The following is a 15,414-nucleotide window of genomic DNA, read 5'->3' as shown; positions in this document are numbered from 1 at the left end:
GAGGTGGGTTACTGAGGTCCGATCCGGAACTGCGTGAAGGTGGCGGCGCCGGCGTGTCCCTGGCCGGCGGGTGCGAGAGCGAACAGGCCGAGCAGGGCACCGACCCAGCGCCAGGGGGTGGCGGCGAACTCCTGGCCGGTGGGGCGCATGCCGTCACCCAGGTCGTGGAAGAAGCGGCAGCGTGCCCCGGGACGGGCCTCGATCCGCAGCCGTACCCGTCCCTCCGGTGCGGGCCGGGGATGGTCCGCGTCCCGCTCGGCCTCGGCCACCGACTCGGCGAACCGGTGCACCAGGTGCACGGTCCCGTCCGCGCCCCGCTGGAGCCCGATCCAGCGGTAGGCGTCGCCGAGCACCGCGAGACCGGCCCGCGCGCCCGGCTCCTCGCCGTCCAGGCGCAGCTCCACCTCGATGACCGCGGGGTCGCCGGGCAGCCGCTGCGTGAGCACGTTCGGCAGTCTGCGCAGGTCGTGCGCGTCGGCCGAGCGTACGCAGGCGAGCCGCAGCCCGTCCCCGGAGTGCTGGGTGGCCCAGCCGTCCCGGGGGTTGGCCGTCCACGACCACTGGCGGCCGAACCGTCCGCCGGGGAAGTCGTCGTCCGTCGCGGGCGCGGCGGGCGGCTGCGGGGGCAGGGCGGGACGCGGGTGCTCGGCGACGGGAGCGCCGTCGTCGCCCAGTAGCGGCCAGCCGTCAGCGCGCCACCTCATCGGTTGGAGGTGGACCACCCGCCCGTACGCCCCGCGCTGCTGGAAGTGCAGGAACCAGTCCTCGCCGGACCGCGTGCGCACCCAGCCGCCCTGGTGGGGGCCGTTGACGTCGGTGTCCTTCTGTTCGAGGACGACCTTCTCCTCGTACGGCCCGAAGAAGCCGCGGGAGCGGAAGGCGCCCTGCCAGCCGGTCTCCACTCCCCCGGCGGGTGCCAGGATCCAGAACCAGCCGTCGTGCTTGTAGAGCTTGGGCCCCTCCAGGGTGAACCAGCCGGGGAGGCGGTCGGCGTCGACGATCACCTTGCCCTCGTCGAGGAGTCCGGTGCCGTCGGGGCGCATGCGGTGCCCGGTGAGCCGGTTCTTGATCCCGGAGCGGGACCTGGCCCAGGCGTGCACGAGGTAGGCCTCGCCGGTCTCGTCGTCCCACAGGGGGCAGGCGTCGATCAGGCCCTTGCCGGCCTTCACCAGGTGGGGCGCGGTCCACGGGCCCCGGATCTCGGGGGCGTTGACCTGGAAGATCCCGTGGTCGGGGTCGCCCCAGAAGATCCAGAAGCGGCCCGCGTGGTGGCGCAGGGACGGGGCCCAGACGCCGCAGTCGTGGCGGGGCGTCGCGAACGCCTGTGCCGGTTCCAGGCGGGGCAGGGCGTGCCCGACCAGGGTCCAGTTGACCAGGTCGCGGGAGTGCAGGAGCGGCAGGCCGGGGACGCGGCCGAAGCTGGAGGCGGTCAGGTAGAAGTCTTCGCCGACGCGGACGACGTCCGGGTCGGACCAATCGGCGTTCAGAACGGGGTTGGTGTACGTCCGAGCGCTCTCGGGGGTCACGGGCTCACCGCCTTTCGTACGAGGGTGGCGGCGCCGTCGGCGTCGAGACGGCCGTCGGCGACGACGGTGACGATCCGGCGGACGACGGTGTCGCCCGGGGCGAGTGCCAGCCGTTCGTCGTGGGCCAGGGAGGAACCCACCCCCGGGTACTCCTCGGTGCGGACGAACCAGGGGTCGCGTCGCGTCTCCTGCGTGGCCCCGGCGAACACCAGCGACCAGGTGTCGCCGGTCAGGGCGAGCCAGTCGGCGCGGCGGCCGTGCACCTCCCGTTCGCCCTCGCGGTCGGCGGTGAAGACCCGGGGGGCCGTGCTCTCCTTGCGGGCGCGCCAGAAGAAGCCGCCGTAGGCCGCGCCGGGGCGCCCGTTGGTGGCGGGGCTGCCGATGGTGAGCGGGTCCGCGGTGACGTTGGTGAGGGAGAAGGTGAAGTCCAGCGCCCAGGCCGTGGCGGCGGGTCCGGCGGCGGTTTCGGCGGTGGTGAGTCCGGTGGCCGCGACGGTGCGGCGCTCGCGCAGCAGCTCGGTGCCGGCGGCGACCCAGCGCAGTTCCTCGACGAAGCCGTCGGGGTCGCGGAGCTGGAAGGCGGCGTGCCGCTGGGCGCCGTGGTTGTCCAGCTCGGTCGGCCCCCGGTCGCGGACGTAGGTGCGTCCGCCCCAGAAGTTGTGCCCCTCGACGTCGGGAACGGCGACACCGACGCCGAGGTGATGGAGGTGGTCGGCGGGGCTGAACTCGGTCACGGCGGTGCCGGCCAGGGTGGTGACGGGGTGCAGGTAGGGGCGCGGGGAGAGCCGGGCCGGCAGTTCGGGCCGGGTGACGTACCGGCCGACGGGGCGGCCCGCCACGCGCAGCACCGGGGTGTCGTTGCCGGTCATCGGGTGCTCACCTCGTTCAGCGGGTGCTCCGTGCGCGGCGCCCAGGGCGCGCCCAGTTCGGAGTAGAGGGAGAGGGTGTCGGCGGCGGCGGCCACCAGGCCGTCGATGCCGGGGACCACGCGGCGGCTCTCGCCGGGGACGTGGCGCCAGGCTGCGTCGGGCAGCCGGTCCGGGTCGGGGGCCCGGCGGATCGCCTCGACGACCCGCATGAAGGCGCCCGTCTCGTCCGGCGGGACCAGCAGGCCGGCGCCGGTGGTGAGGTGTGCGACCAGGTTCTCCAGCAGGTCGGTGCGACCGTACTGGTACTCCTCGGGGCCGTGGCCGCCGCGCTGGAGCAGGACGCGGTCCTGCTTGTACCAGAAGGTGATGCGGCCTCTGCTGCCGTGCAGCAGGACGTACGGCTCGTCCGCCCGCTCGGCGCACAGGGTCGCGGCGACGGTGACGCGAAGGCCGCGCGCGGTGGTGACGCGTACGCAGGAGGTGTCGTCGGCCTCGATGTCGTTGGCGTGGCTCAGCTCGGTCTCGATGCCGGCGACGTCCTCGGCACGGGTGCCGCCGCCGAGCGCGAGGGCGGTGGCGACGGCGTGCGCCAGGGGGTTGGTCAGCGCGCCGTCGATCACGTCGGCGCCGTTCAGCCGCCGCCGGCCCGACCAGGGCGCCCGGCGGAAGTAGGCCTCGTCGCGCACCCAGGCACCGGCCCCGCCGATGCCCGTCACCTCGCCGACCGCGCCCGAGGCGACCAGCTCGCGGATGGCCGGCACGGCGTGCGAGCCCAGCGACTGGAAGCCGACCTGGCAGGCGACGCCGGCCTCGGCGACCCCGTCGGCCATCCGGCGGAACTCGGCGTACGACGGTGCCGGAGGCTTCTCCAGCAGCAGGTGCACGCCTCGGCGGGCGGCGGTCAGGGCGAGGTCGGTGTGGGTGGGGATCGGCGTGCAGATCACGGCGATCCGGGCGCCGGTGGAGTCGAGGAGGGTGCCGAAGTCGGCGGACTGCTCGGGCAGTTCCCCGCCCGCCTCCTCCTCGGTCAGCGGCGTCAGTTCGCAGATGCCGGCGAGCCGGACCAGTCCCGCCCGCTCCAGGCGGCGGATGTTGGCGACGTGCCAGCGGCCGTGACCGCGGGCGCCGGCGAGGACGACGGGGATCCGGCTCATCCCTTGACCGCCCCCGCGCTGAAGCCGGTGATCAGCCACTTCTGGATGAAGGCGAACACGAGCACCACGGGTACGGCCGCGATGATGCCGCCGGCGGCGAGCGCGCCGAGGTCGACGCTGTCCGCGCTCATCAGGGTGTTGAGGCCGACCGGGATGGTCTGCTTGCCCTGGTTGTTGAGGAACATCAGGGCGAACAGGAAGTGGTTCCAGGAGTGCACGAAGGCGAAGGAACCGACGGCGATCAGTCCGGGCCTCAGCAGCGGCAGGACGACGACCAGGAAGGCCCGCATCCGTCCGCAGCCGTCGACCCAGGCGGCCTCTTCCAGGGTGTACGGCACGTTCTTGATGAAGTTGCTGATCAGGATGATCGACAGCGGCAGCTGGAAGACCGTCTCGGCGATGATGACGCTGCCGAGGGAGTTGATCAGCTGGAGCTCGGCGAAGATCTCGAAGAGCGGGACCAGCAGGAGTGCGCCGGGCACGAACTGGGAGCAGAGCAGAGCGAGCATGAAGACCCGCTTGATCTTGAAATCGAACCGGGCGAGGGCGTAGCCGCCGGCCAGGGCGACGAGTGTCGTCATCACCAGGGTCGCGAGCCCGACGTACAGGCTGTTCTCGAAGTAGGTGCCGAAGCTTCGGTCGGTCCACACCTTCTCGAAGTGGTCGAAGGTCATCGGCCAGGGCACGAGCGAGGTCGAGCCGGCCGGGCGCAGCGCGAAGAGCAGGATCCAGTAGAACGGGATCAGGGTGAAGACGAGGTAGATGCCGAGCGGCAGGTAGATCTGCCAGCGGGGGACCTCGTCCCAGGCGGGGCGGTGCTTCTTCGCCGGCCGCGGTGGTTCGTGGTCGGCCCGCGCGGGCACGGGGGCGGGCGCGGTGGCCTCCTTGGTGATCACTTGTTGTCGCCTCCGAACTTGCTCAGCCGCAGATAGACGATCGAGCAGAAGAGCAGGATCACGAACGCGACCGTGGTGAGGGCCGACGCGTAACCGAAGTCGTGCGCGTCGACGCTGGTGTTGGCGATGTACAGCGGCAGTGTGGTGGTCGCTCCCGCGGGTCCGCCGCCGGTCAGGGTGTAGAGCAGGTCGACGTTGTTGAACTCCCACACCGCGCGCAGCAGCGTGGACAGGATGATGGCGTCCTTCAGGTGGGGCAGCGTGATGTGCCAGAACTGCTTGATACGGCTCGCCCCGTCGACCTCCGCGGCCTCGTACAGGTCCTTCGAGACGGACTGGAGGTCGGCGAGGATGAGGATGGCGAAGAAGGGGACACCGCGCCACAGGTCCGCGACGACCGCCGCGGAGAACACGGTCGAGGTGTCCGACAGCCAGCTGGTTCCGTAGTCGCCGATGCCCATGTCGGCGAGGTAGCGGGTGATGCCGGTCTGGGAGTTGTAGAGGAGCACCCAGATCGCGGAGGTCAGCACGCCGGAGACGGCCCAGGGGGAGAAGACCAGGGCGCGCCCGATGCCCCGGCCGACGAAGGTCTGGTTGACGATGAGCGCCAGTGCCAGGCCGAAGAGCAGTTGGAGTCCGACCTCGACGAAGACCCACTTGGCGCTGAAGACGAGAGTGTCCCAGAAGACCGGGTCGTCGGTGAAGATCTTGACGAAGTTGTCGAAGCCCGCGTAGCCGTTCCGCCACGGCTTGGTGGGGTTGTACTCCTGCAGGCTGTAGTAGAAGACGCTGATGACCGGGTAGGCGATGAAGCCCAGCATCAGCAGGGCGGCCGGTCCGATCAGCAGGTACGGGAGCCTGCGCGGTGTGGCGGAGGCACGGCGCCGCCGGGGTGGCGCGGGCGGTTTCGCCACGGCTGCGGCTTGGGCCATGACAGTTCTCCGTTCTGGTGCGGCTTGCATGGGTGGTGCGCGGTTCGTGCGGGAAGCGCTTTCTGAGGGGGCAGGGCTGTGCGCGGCCCCGCGGCCTGCGGGTGGTTCAGCCGGCGTACGGGTCCTGCACCTTGCCCGGGCGGGCCAGGAACTCGAAGTCGCAGCCGGTGTCGGCCTGGGTGATCTGTTCGTTGTAGAGGGCGCCGTAGCCGCGCTCGTAGCGGGCGGGCGGCGGCGTCCACTCGGCTCTGCGCCGCTCCAGTTCCTCGTCGTCCACGCCCAGCTGGAGGGAGCGCGCCTCGACGTCGAGGGTGATCGGGTCGCCGGTGCGGACCAGGGCCAGCGGCCCGCCGACGTACGACTCGGGTGCCACGTGCAGCACGCAGGCGCCGTAACTCGTGCCGCTCATCCGGGCGTCGGAGATCCTGACCATGTCCCGCACGCCCTGCTTGAGCAGGTGGTCGGGGATGGGCAGCATCCCGTACTCGGGCATGCCCGGGCCGCCCTTGGGACCGGCGTTGCGCAGCACCAGCACGCTGTCGGCGGTGATGTTCAGGGCCGGGTCGTTGATGGTGCGCTGCATCGTCCGGTAGTCGTCGAAGACGACCGCGGGGCCGGTGTGCTTGAGCAGGTGCGGTTCGGCGGAGATGTGCTTGATGACGGCGCCGTCGGGGCAGAGGTTGCCGCGCAGGACGGCGACCCCGCCCTCGTCCGCCACGGGGTTGTCCCGGGGGCGGATGACGTCGTCGTGGTGGACGAGGGCGCCTGCGAGCTGTTCACGCATCGTGTCGTGCGACACCGTGGGCCGGTCCAGGTGGAGCAGGTCCGGGATGCGGGAGAGGAAGCCGGGCAGGCCGCCGGCGTGGTGGAAGTCCTCCATCAGGTACGTCTGTCCGCCGGGACGGACGTTGGCCAGCACCGGGACCGTGCGGGCGACGCGGTCGAAGTCGTCGAGGGTGAGGGTGACTCCCGCGCGGCCCGCCATGGCGATCAGGTGGATCACGGCGTTGGTGGAGCCGCCGAGGCCGAGGACGGTGGTGACGGCGTCCTCGAAGGCGTCCGCGGTGAGGATGTCGCTCAGCTTCCGGTCCTTGTGGACCAGTTCGACGATGCGCAGACCCGCCGCCGCCGCCATCCGGTCGTGCCCGGAGTCGACGGCCGGGATGCTGGAGGCGCCCGGGACCGTGACGCCGAGGGCCTCGGCGGCGGCGGTCAGCGTGGACGCCGTGCCCATCGTCATGCAGTGGCCGGGCGAGCGCGCCAGGCCGCTCTCCAGTTCCTGCATCTCGCAGTCGCCGATGAGGCCGGCCCGCTTGTCGTCCCAGTACTTCCACATGTCGGTGCCGGAGCCGAGGGTCTCGCCGCGCCAGTGCCCGGGGAGCATGGGCCCGGCGGGCACGAAGACGGCGGGCAGGTCGACGCTGGCGGCGCCCATGAGCAGGGCGGGGGTGGACTTGTCGCAGCCGCCCATCAGCACGGCGCCGTCGACCGGGTAGGAGCGCAGCAGCTCCTCGGTCTCCATGGCGAGCAGGTTGCGGTAGAGCATCGGGGTCGGCTTCTGGAAGGTCTCGCTGAGTGTGGAGACCGGGAACTCCAGCGGGAAGCCGCCCGCCTGCCAGACGCCCCGCTTGACGGCCTGGGCGCGGTCGCGCAGGTGGACGTGGCAGGGGTTGATGTCGGACCAGGTGTTGAGGATCGCGATGACGGGCTTGCCGAGGTGCTCCTCGGGCAGGTAGCCGAGCTGGCGGGTGCGGGCGCGGTGGCTGAAGGAGCGCAGGCCGTCGGTGCCGTACCACTGGTGGCTGCGGAGGTCTTCGGGGCGCCTGCGGCCGGCCGTGTCCGGCGTGTCCGTCATATCGACCATCCCGCGGCGATGGCGGCGACCTCGGCGCGCTCGCTCTCGGGCAGCGGCTTGCTCGGCGGGCGGACCTCCCTGCGGCACAGGCCCAGCGAGGCGAGGGCCTCCTTGACCACGGTGACGTTGTTGGCGGAGCCGTTGGCGGCGCGCAGTTCCTCGAAGCGGCGGATCTGCTCCCAGACCTTCATGGCGGCCGTGTAGTCGCTGGCCCGGAGCGCTTCGATCATGTTCAGCGAGACGGCCGGGGCGACGTTCACCAGCCCCGAGGTGAAGCCGGTGGCGCCGGCGGAGAAGTACGAGGGCGCGTACGGCTCGGCCAGCCCCGCGACCCAGACGAAGCGGTCGAGGCCGGCGTCGCGGGCGAAGGCGGCGAACCTGGCGGCGTCCGGGACGGCGTACTTCACGCCGATGACGTTGGGGCAGGCGTCGGCGAGTTCGGCGAGGCGGGCACCGGTGAGCTGCGCGTTGCGGATGTAGGGCACGACGCCCAGGGCGGGCACGGCCTCGGCGATGGCGCGGTGGTAGTCGACCCAGCCGCCCTGGGAGACGTAGGGGTGGACGGGCTGGTGGACCATCACCATGGAGGCGCCCAGGTCGCGGGCGTGCTGTGCGGAGGCGACCGCGGTCGGCACGTCGTGGCCGACACCGACCAGGATCGCCGCGCGGTCGCCGGCCTCCTCGACGGTCAGCTCGGTGACGAGGCGCCGCTCGGCCGGGGTGAGGGCGTAGAACTCGCCGGTGTTGCCGTTGGGGGTGAGGGTCGTGATGCCACCGTCGAGGAGACGACGCAGCAGGGCCCGGTACGTGGCGGGGTCGACGGAGCCGTCCTCGGCGAACGGGGTCGCCGGGATCGCCACCACGTCGGCCAGGGCCGCCCGCTGGGACTCGAACGTCGCTGTCATGCCTGACCGTCCTCTTCCTGGGCCTGTGCTCCCGTTTCCGGGAAGGCCCGCTCGACGAACAACGCGATGTGCGCGTGCAGGGCGCGGGCCGCGCCGTCCGCGTCACCGGCGAGGGCGAGACGCAGGATCTCCTGGTGCTCGCCCGCCTCCCGCTCCCAGGAGGGGTCGGCGGCCCAGGCGACGGCGGAGACGAGGGCCGCCTGGTCGCGGACCTCGTCGAGCATCCGGCCGAGCAGCGGGTTGCCGCAGGGCACGTACAGGGCACGGTGGAACTCCCTGTTGGCCAGGGACCGTTCGGCCGTGTCCGTGGCCCCGTCGGCCCGGCTCAGCGCATCACGGGCGGCGTCCAGGGAGGCCCCTCGGCGCACCGCGCGCTTGAGGGCCTCCGGCTCCAGGAGCAGCCGCACGTCGTAGACCTCGCGCGCCATGTCCGCGTCCACCATGCGCACCGTGACGCCCTTGTACTGGCTCATCACGACCAGTCCGGTGCCGGCCAGCGTCTTGAGCGCCTCGCGCACCGGTGTCTTGGACACCCCGAACTGTGCGGCGAGGTCGGTCTCGACCAGAGCCTGGCCGGGGGTGAGCCGGCCGGTGAGGATGCGGCGTTTGATCTCCTCCAGCACGTACTGCGTGCGTGAGGGGATCGGCGTGGGCACAGAGGTCATGCGCGCCTCTCGGATCTCGCGTCGGATGCGCGGACATCGGATATCCGATCTGGGATATCCGATCTCGCGTATCGCGTCTCATATATGACGTACGGAGTACGACGCGTTGAAGGTAAGAGGGCGGCGGAGCCACGTCAATGGTTCTGACAAAGGAAGTTGAGGTTGCGCGGCACCGACCCCGGGCGGCCGTCCCGGGCCTGTGCGGGGGACGTCCAGCCCGGGTCCCGCCCGCTCAGCCCCACCGCCCGGTCCAGCAGCGGGGCGTCGGCGGGGACGGGGACGACGGACCCGAACAGGGCGCCGTCCCGGTCGGGCTCGTCGTCGTCGGCGGCGGCGGCGGCGAGAAAGCCGTACGCCGCCTGAAGGGCGGCCGGGTCGGGGCGGTACTCCTGGCCGGTCGCGCGGGCCAGGTCCCAGCCGTGGATCACCAGCTCGTCGGCCACCACGGCACCGGCGACGGCACCGGGCAGGCCGACGCCGCCGGCCCGGGTCATGCCCGTCCAGGCGTCCGGGACGCGCCATGCCTCGGCGAGTCCACCGAGCACCCGCACGAGCTCCTCGCGCCGGCCGGCGCGACGAGCTCCTCGCGCCGGCCGGCGCCGATGTCCGAGGCGGTCGCCCCGGGGCCGGTGTCGGTGGTGGCGCCCAGGTCCTCGCGCGCGGCGTCGCGGAAGGCGACGGCCAGGCCGGTCAGATGACCGAGCAGGTCGCGGACGGCCAGGTCCGGGCACGGGGCCGGGTCCGCGAGCCGCGCGTCGCCGACGCCCTCGGCGAGGCGTGCCAGGATCCGCGTCTGCGGTCCGAGGTCGGGGGTGGGGGGTGTCGTGGCTCATGTGCTTCTCCTCGGTACGCGCGGCCGGCTCTCTGCGGAGGCAGACCGATCGCGACCGCGAAACTCATCGGTCGCCGGGTCCGCTTCTGAGGCATCTGCCCGATGCCCGCCCCCCTGCCTCAGACCCACGATGAACAGGCATGACGGCAAGGACGATGCATACGAGGAAGACGCCGCGGGGGGCCTGGCCCGTGGCCCGTGTCCTGCGCGACCGCAACGCGGGCCTGTATCTCACCGGGGTGGTGGTGTCCGGATTCGGTTCCTCGGCGCTCTCCTTGGCCTCCGGGGTGTGGGTGAAGGACCTCACCGGCTCGGACGGGCTGGCGGCACTGTGCCTGCTCGCCGTGTGGGCGCCGACCCTGGCCGGTCCGGCGCTGGGCGCGGTGGCCGACCGCGTCCGCCGGAAGCCGCTGCTGATCGCCGCGAACCTGGTGCCGGCCGGGCTGCTGCTCGCGCTGTTCGCCGTCGACTCCCCGGGCCGCCTGTGGCTGCTGTTCGCGGTGCTGCTCGGATACGGCGCGGCCGGTGTCGTCCAGGACGCGGCCGAGTCGGCGCTGGTCGCCTCGGCCGTCGAGCCACGCCTGCTCGGCGACTTCAACGGGCTGCGCATGACGGCGAACGAGGGCATGAAGCTCGTGGCGCCCCTGGCCGGGGCGGGCCTCTACGCGGCGTACGGCGGTCCGAGTGTGGCGCTGCTGGACGCGGTGACGTTCGTGCTCGCCGCGGGGGCCTACGCCGCCCTGCGGGTGCGCGAGGCGACGCCGCAGCCCCCCACGGCGAACTGGCGGCGCCGTACGGCCGAGGGCGTCCGGTACCTGTGGGGACACGCCAGGCTGCGTCCGCTCGTCGTCGCGGGCGGTGTGACGATGCTGTGCGCGGGGATCGGCGGCGCCACGGCGTACGCCGTCGTCGAGGCGCTCGGCCACTCGCCCGCGTACGCCGGTGTGCTGTACGCCGTCCAGGGCGCCGGTTCGGTGGTGGCCGGGCTGCTGTCCGGGGCCGCCATGCGCCGGCTGGGCGCCCGGCGGTTCGCGGCGGCCGGGACCGCCCTGTTCGCGGTGGCGGTGGCGGTGCGGGCGATCCCGTACGACGCCGTGGCCTGGGCCTCCGGTGCGGCGGCCGGCGTGGGGCTGCCGGCGGTGCTGGTCGCCGCTGTGACCGCCGTGCAGCACGAGACGCCCGGACCGCTCCTGGGCAGGGTGAGCGCCACGGCCGGCTCCCTGGTGTTCGCGCCGAACGTGCTCGGCCTGGCGGTGGGCGCGGCGCTGGTCGAGACGGTCGGCCTCCGGTGGCTGCTGCCGGCCCTGGGCGTCGTCCTGCTGGCGACGGCAGGGGCGCTCGTCCGGCGGTCGGCGGACACCGGACGTGACGCCTCGGATCATCCCGCCCCGGACGCGACGCCGGCCTGATCCGCCCCTCTTCCCGAGCCGCCCGCGGCCCGCCGGTTCACACCTTCGCGAGCCCCGACCGCACCGCCTCCAGATCCCGGTCCGACGCCAGCCCCGCGTGGTACAGCCGCAGTTCCGTCGCGCCCAGCTCACGCGCCCGTGCCGCGTCCGCGGCGAGGGTGTCCGGCCGGCCCCCCATACCGGAGACCACGGTGAGGTTGGCGGCGAGGACGGCCCCGGCACGGTCCTGCTCGGCGAACGGCGTCAGCAGGCCCGCGCCGCCCGTGCAGGGCACGACCACGCCGTCCGCGAAGGACAGGATGTGCGCGGGGTCGACGCCGGCGTTGGCACCGCAGTGGTACGACACCGGGTCGGCGTGCAGCAGGACCTGGAAGCCGTCGGGCGCGGCGGCGCGCACGGCCGTGACGGCCGCCTCCTGGAGGGTGCGGGCGGTGTCGTCCCGCCACGCGCGCGTGGCGTTCGCCGGCGCCTCGCCGAGCAGCTTCTCCACGCCCGCCCAACCGCCGTCCGACGGCGCCGTGCCCCGCCACACCGGCTCCAGCGCGGCGCGCACGGCGGCGGCCAGTTCGTCGGGGTCGAGGCCCTGTCCGCCGTAGCCCGCCCGGCAGTGGGGGCAGAAGCACAGCGACATCAGGTACTGCCCGGCGTCCCCGAGGCCGACGCCGCCGGTCTTGTCGTGGGCGTGCAGGTGGGCGAGCCCGTACCAGCCGAGGGACTCCAGTTCGGTGCCGCGCGCCCCGGGCCGTACCGCGGCCTCCGCGGCCAGGTCGGTGAGGTACGCGCGCGTGGCGGGCTGCGCGACGCAGGGCGCCCAGGGGTAGCGGTCGCCGTAGGCGTTGACGACGGAGGTGTGCGGCTGCTCGGCGCCGAGGCGGGAGCTGTGGGCGAGGACGACCCAGGTGTGCACCTCCAGTCCGGCGTCCGCGAGCGCGGCGGCGGCCTCGCCCCAGGCGTCGCCGGGCGCCCAGTCGCCGGCCTCGTACGGGCGCGGCTCGCGGCCCTCCCAGCGGGCGGCGTCCGGCGGGTAGAGGGCGGCGGCGTACTCGGCGGTGACGACGCGGTGGCGCGGGTGGCGGGGGGTGAGGGCGCGGGTGGAGTGGTAGGCGGCGGCGAGCGTCACCTGCTCGACGCCGAGCCCCGCGACCGAGGCGGGCGCTTGCGGGTCGCCGTTGACGTCCCAGGGGTAGACGAACGCGGACGCCTTCACCTGCCGGCCTCCTCGTCGAGCAGCGCGTAACCCCGCTCGATCACCTGGGCGAGCCGCTTCACGTGGTCCTCGGTCGGCTCCTGCAACGGCGGCCGCACCTCCCCCACGTCCAGGCCACGCAGCCGTACACCCGCCTTGACCAGGGCGACGGCGTACCCGCGGCCCTGGGCGCGCAGTTCGACGAACGGCCGGTAGAAGCCGTCGAGCAGGCGGTGCACGACGGCGTCGTCGTCCGAGCGGAGCGCCCGGTGGAAGGCGAGGGCGATCTCGGGAGCGAAGCAGAACGCGGCGGACGAGTAGAGGGTGACGCCGAGCGCGCGGTAGGCGAGCTGGGTCTGCTCGGCGGTCGGCAGCCCGTTGAAGTAGAGGAAGCCGTCGCCTCCGGACGCCTCGCCGTCGCCGGGCACCCCGGTGCGCACGGCGCTGATGATCCGCTGCATGAGGTCGAGGTCGCCGAGCCCGTCCTTGAGGCCGACGATTCCGTCCGTGCGGGCCAGTTCGGCCACGGTGTCCGGGGTGAACACGGCGTTGTCGCGCTGGTAGACGATCACGGGCAGGGAGGACGCGGCGGCCACCTCCCGGTAGTGCCGCAGCAGTCCCTCCTGCCCGGCGAGCACCAGGTACGGCGGCATGGCGAGGAGCCCGTCGGCCCCGGCCTCCTCGGCGAGGCGGGCGTAGCGCACGGCGAGGGCGGTGCCGTAGCCCGCGCCCGCCAGGACGGGCACCCGCCCGCCGGTCTCCTCGACGGCCGCGCGCACGCAGGCCTGGAACTCCTCGGGGGTGAGGGCGTGGAACTCGCCGGTGCCGCAGCAGGCGAACACGGCGGCGGCCCCGGCCTCGACGCCGCGCCGCACATGCGTGCGGAAGACGTCGAGGTCGACCTCGCCGCCGGGGCCGTACGGCGTGACGGGGAAGAACAGCGGGCCGCTGGGGGCGGCGAGCCGGGCGACGAGAGGGGCTGAGGTCACGGGCGCTCCCCATTCCATATGCATGGTCGGCCCACCGGCCGACATCATATTCGTGATCTGTGTCTATATTTCTGAACGCCACCACGCTAAGCCGCCCCGCGAACACCGTCAAGCAGGCCAGCTCTTGACGGCTGACCACCGATTCCTTAGCGTGTCCACGCATATGAACGCCAGCCGCTCATGCGCACGGCTGCTGCTGGAGCGGCAGCCGTTCACGCGGCGGCTGCCGCTTCAGCAGAGACCCACAGGAGACCTAGGAGTCCCGAGGATGCCCGCTCCCCGCACCGTCCTGCTCACCGGCGCCGCCGGCGGCCTCGGCACCCTGATGCGGGACCTGCTCCCCGGCTTCGGCTACGAGCTGCGCCTGCTCGACCTGCGCCCCGTCGAGGGGGAGCCGGACGCGATCGTCGCCGACCTCGCCGACCGGGCGGCCGTGCGGGAGGCGGTCCGGGGCGTCGACGCGATCATCCACCTCGCGGGCATCTCCCTGGAAGCCCCGTTCGAGAAGATCCTGAAGGCCAACATCGAGGGGACCTACAACCTCTACGAGGCCGCCCGCGAGGAAGGCGTCGGACGTGTCGTCTTCGCCTCCTCCAACCACGCCGTCGGCTACACCCCGCGCCCCCAGGGGGACGACCCCCTCATCCCGATCGACACGCCGCGCCGCCCGGACACCTTCTACGGCCTGTCCAAGTGCTTCGGCGAGGACCTCGCCCAGCTCTACTGGGACAAGCACGGCTTGGAGACCGTCTCGGTCCGCATCGGCTCCTGCTTCCCCGAGCCGACCAGCGTGCGCATGCTCTCGGTGTGGATGAGCCCCGCCGACGGCGCCCGCCTCCTGCACGCCGCCCTGACCGCCGAGAACGTCGGGCACACCGTCGTCCACGGCTCCTCCGCCAACACCCGCCTGTGGTGGGACCTCACCTCCGCGCGGGCGCTCGGTTACACACCGCAGGACGACTCCGAGCCGTACGCCGAGAAGCTCCTCGCCGAGCAGGGCGACCTCGACCCGGACAACCCGGCGCACGCCTGCCTCGGCGGCCACTTCGTGACCGACCCCCCGATCTGGCCGTACTGACCGGAACCGGTCGAACACGAGGCGGGCGGGCACCGAACGGGCCCGCCCGCTTCCGCGTACGGGCATCCGCACTGCCCGTTCCCACCCTCCGCACGGCCGCCTCCCAGGTCCGCGGCGGGCCCCCGGGGACCGGAACGGGCACAACCGGGCAGCATCGGGTCCGCAACAGGCCTGGTCGGTGCCGCACGGCCGCTGTAGAACTTCCCCCAAGGGCCGAACGGGCCCGAACGGGCAAGGAGACGGCGCGAGGCGGTGAGGCGGGTGTCGGACATGGGCACGAGGACGGCGGAGGAACGCCGGCACGAGATCGTGCGGGTCGCCCGCGCCACCGGCTCGGTCGACGTCACCGCGCTCGCGGCCGACCTGGGCGTCGCCAAGGAGACCGTACGACGGGACCTGCGCGCCCTGGAGGACCACGGCCTGGTCCGCCGCACCCACGGTGGCGCCTACCCCGTGGAGAGCGCCGGCTTCGAGACCACGCTCGCCTTCCGCGCCACCAGCCACGTGCCCGAGAAACGCCGGGTCGCCGCCGCGGCGGCCGAACTGCTCGGCGACGCGGAGACGGTCTTCGTCGACGAGGGCTTCACTCCCCGGCTCATCGCCGAAGCCCTCCCCCGGGACCGGCCGCTGACCGTGGTCACCGCGTCCCTGCCGGTCGCCGGCGCGCTCGCCGAGGCCGGCGACACCTCCGTGCTGCTGCTCGGCGGCCGGGTCCGCTCGGGCACGCTGGCCACCGTCGACCACTGGACGACGAAGATGCTGGCCGGCTTCGTCATCGACCTGGCGTACATCGGCGCCAACGGCATCTCCCGCGAGCACGGCCTCACCACCCCCGACCCGGCGGTCAGCGAGGTGAAGACCCAGGCGATCCGCGCCGCCCGCCGCACCGTCTTCGCGGGCACGCACACCAAGTTCGGGGCGGTCAGCTTCTGCCGGTTCGCGGAGGTCGGCGCCCTGGAGGCGATCGTCACCAGCACACTGCTGCCGACGGCCGAGGCCCACCGCTACTCACTGCTCGGCCCGCAGGTCATCCGCGTCTGACAACCGACTCACACCCCCGGAGGGCACCCTCACACCCTCCGCTGCCCCATACCTCCCCATATGTTCAGGAGCGATCC

Annotated in this window: 13 protein-coding genes and 1 pseudogene; 3 read left to right on the top strand and 11 right to left on the bottom strand. The window is 73.1% G+C overall.

Annotation, left to right across the window (positions count from 1 at the left end; genetic code table 11):
- Positions 1-8 precede the first annotated feature (8 nt).
- From ACH4F2_RS25855 to ACH4F2_RS25815, 9 genes and pseudogenes are all read right to left on the bottom strand, one after another.
- Positions 9-1,526: a family 43 glycosylhydrolase gene (locus ACH4F2_RS25855; RefSeq protein ID WP_398135122.1), complete on the bottom strand. Its 1,518-nt coding sequence runs from the start codon at positions 1,524-1,526 to the stop codon at positions 9-11.
- The gene (locus ACH4F2_RS25850) at positions 1,523-2,395 is read right to left on the bottom strand and encodes a PmoA family protein (RefSeq protein ID WP_398135121.1); all 873 of its coding nucleotides are present in this window, start codon (positions 2,393-2,395) and stop codon (positions 1,523-1,525) included. The genes ACH4F2_RS25855 and ACH4F2_RS25850 overlap by 4 nt, the downstream gene beginning before the upstream one ends.
- A complete protein-coding gene (locus ACH4F2_RS25845) occupies positions 2,392-3,549 on the bottom strand; it encodes a Gfo/Idh/MocA family protein (RefSeq protein ID WP_398135120.1) in 1,158 nt (385 codons plus the stop codon). The genes ACH4F2_RS25850 and ACH4F2_RS25845 overlap by 4 nt, the downstream gene beginning before the upstream one ends.
- On the bottom strand, positions 3,546-4,445 hold the full coding sequence (locus ACH4F2_RS25840; RefSeq protein ID WP_398135119.1) for a carbohydrate ABC transporter permease: 900 nt from the start codon (positions 4,443-4,445) through the stop codon (positions 3,546-3,548). Before ACH4F2_RS25840 ends, ACH4F2_RS25845 begins: the two co-directional genes overlap by 4 nt.
- Complete coding sequence (locus tag ACH4F2_RS25835) at positions 4,442-5,377, bottom strand: carbohydrate ABC transporter permease (RefSeq protein ID WP_398135118.1); 936 nt, start codon at positions 5,375-5,377, stop codon at positions 4,442-4,444. Before ACH4F2_RS25835 ends, ACH4F2_RS25840 begins: the two co-directional genes overlap by 4 nt.
- A gap of 106 nt (positions 5,378-5,483) precedes the next feature.
- The gene (gene araD / locus ACH4F2_RS25830; RefSeq protein WP_398135117.1) at positions 5,484-7,232 is read right to left on the bottom strand and encodes an L-arabinonate dehydratase; all 1,749 of its coding nucleotides are present in this window, start codon (positions 7,230-7,232) and stop codon (positions 5,484-5,486) included.
- Complete coding sequence (locus ACH4F2_RS25825; protein ID WP_398135116.1) at positions 7,229-8,137, bottom strand: dihydrodipicolinate synthase family protein; 909 nt, start codon at positions 8,135-8,137, stop codon at positions 7,229-7,231. The genes araD and ACH4F2_RS25825 overlap by 4 nt, the downstream gene beginning before the upstream one ends.
- A complete protein-coding gene (locus ACH4F2_RS25820) occupies positions 8,134-8,802 on the bottom strand; it encodes a GntR family transcriptional regulator (RefSeq protein ID WP_398135115.1) in 669 nt (222 codons plus the stop codon). The genes ACH4F2_RS25825 and ACH4F2_RS25820 overlap by 4 nt, the downstream gene beginning before the upstream one ends.
- A gap of 134 nt (positions 8,803-8,936) precedes the next feature.
- Positions 8,937-9,589: pseudogene (locus ACH4F2_RS25815) on the bottom strand (TIGR03086 family metal-binding protein).
- A 185-nt stretch (positions 9,590-9,774) separates the two neighbouring features.
- On the opposite strand from ACH4F2_RS25815, the gene ACH4F2_RS25810 reads away from it, so the two are divergent.
- Positions 9,775-11,043, top strand: a complete 1,269-nt coding sequence (locus ACH4F2_RS25810) for an MFS transporter (RefSeq protein ID WP_398135114.1) — start codon at positions 9,775-9,777, stop codon at positions 11,041-11,043.
- A 37-nt stretch (positions 11,044-11,080) separates the two neighbouring features.
- Here ACH4F2_RS25810 and ACH4F2_RS25805 read toward each other — a convergent pair whose 3' ends face one another.
- Positions 11,081-12,250, bottom strand: a complete 1,170-nt coding sequence (locus tag ACH4F2_RS25805; RefSeq protein ID WP_398135113.1) for a hypothetical protein — start codon at positions 12,248-12,250, stop codon at positions 11,081-11,083.
- Positions 12,247-13,218 (bottom strand): 5-dehydro-4-deoxyglucarate dehydratase, encoded by a 972-nt coding sequence (locus tag ACH4F2_RS25800; RefSeq protein WP_398135112.1) that lies wholly within the window; start codon positions 13,216-13,218, stop codon positions 12,247-12,249. Before ACH4F2_RS25800 ends, ACH4F2_RS25805 begins: the two co-directional genes overlap by 4 nt.
- A gap of 268 nt (positions 13,219-13,486) precedes the next feature.
- Between ACH4F2_RS25800 and ACH4F2_RS25795 the strand changes: the two genes are divergently transcribed.
- Positions 13,487-14,296, top strand: a complete 810-nt coding sequence (locus ACH4F2_RS25795; protein ID WP_398135111.1) for an NAD-dependent epimerase/dehydratase family protein — start codon at positions 13,487-13,489, stop codon at positions 14,294-14,296.
- Positions 14,297-14,566: 270 nt separating this feature from the next.
- Positions 14,567-15,337, top strand: coding sequence for a DeoR/GlpR family DNA-binding transcription regulator (locus tag ACH4F2_RS25790; RefSeq protein WP_386320824.1), 771 nt, complete (start codon positions 14,567-14,569; stop codon positions 15,335-15,337).
- The last annotated feature ends 77 nt before the right edge of the window (positions 15,338-15,414 follow it).

Origin of the sequence: Streptomyces sp. NPDC017890, assembly GCF_044328675.1 — a bacterium.
Lineage (GTDB): Bacteria > Actinomycetota > Actinomycetes > Streptomycetales > Streptomycetaceae > Streptomyces.
Note: the sequence above shows the minus strand (reverse complement) of the source record. Positions and strands in the feature narration are given on the sequence as shown.

Bases quoted from the DNA above. Each gene is read 5' to 3' on its own strand.
- ACH4F2_RS25810 (WP_398135114.1), top strand. From the start codon at position 9,775: ATGACGGCAAGGACGATGCATACGAGGAAGACGCCGCGGGGGGCCTGG.
- ACH4F2_RS25845 (WP_398135120.1), bottom strand. From the start codon at position 3,549: ATGAGCCGGATCCCCGTCGTCCTCGCCGGCGCCCGCGGTCACGGCCGC.
- ACH4F2_RS25850 (WP_398135121.1), bottom strand. From the start codon at position 2,395: ATGACCGGCAACGACACCCCGGTGCTGCGCGTGGCGGGCCGCCCCGTC.
- ACH4F2_RS25790 (WP_386320824.1), top strand. From the start codon at position 14,567: ATGGGCACGAGGACGGCGGAGGAACGCCGGCACGAGATCGTGCGGGTC.
- ACH4F2_RS25835 (WP_398135118.1), bottom strand. From the start codon at position 5,377: ATGGCCCAAGCCGCAGCCGTGGCGAAACCGCCCGCGCCACCCCGGCGG.
- ACH4F2_RS25820 (WP_398135115.1), bottom strand. From the start codon at position 8,802: ATGACCTCTGTGCCCACGCCGATCCCCTCACGCACGCAGTACGTGCTG.
- ACH4F2_RS25795 (WP_398135111.1), top strand. From the start codon at position 13,487: ATGCCCGCTCCCCGCACCGTCCTGCTCACCGGCGCCGCCGGCGGCCTC.
- araD (WP_398135117.1), bottom strand. From the start codon at position 7,232: ATGACGGACACGCCGGACACGGCCGGCCGCAGGCGCCCCGAAGACCTC.
- ACH4F2_RS25825 (WP_398135116.1), bottom strand. From the start codon at position 8,137: ATGACAGCGACGTTCGAGTCCCAGCGGGCGGCCCTGGCCGACGTGGTG.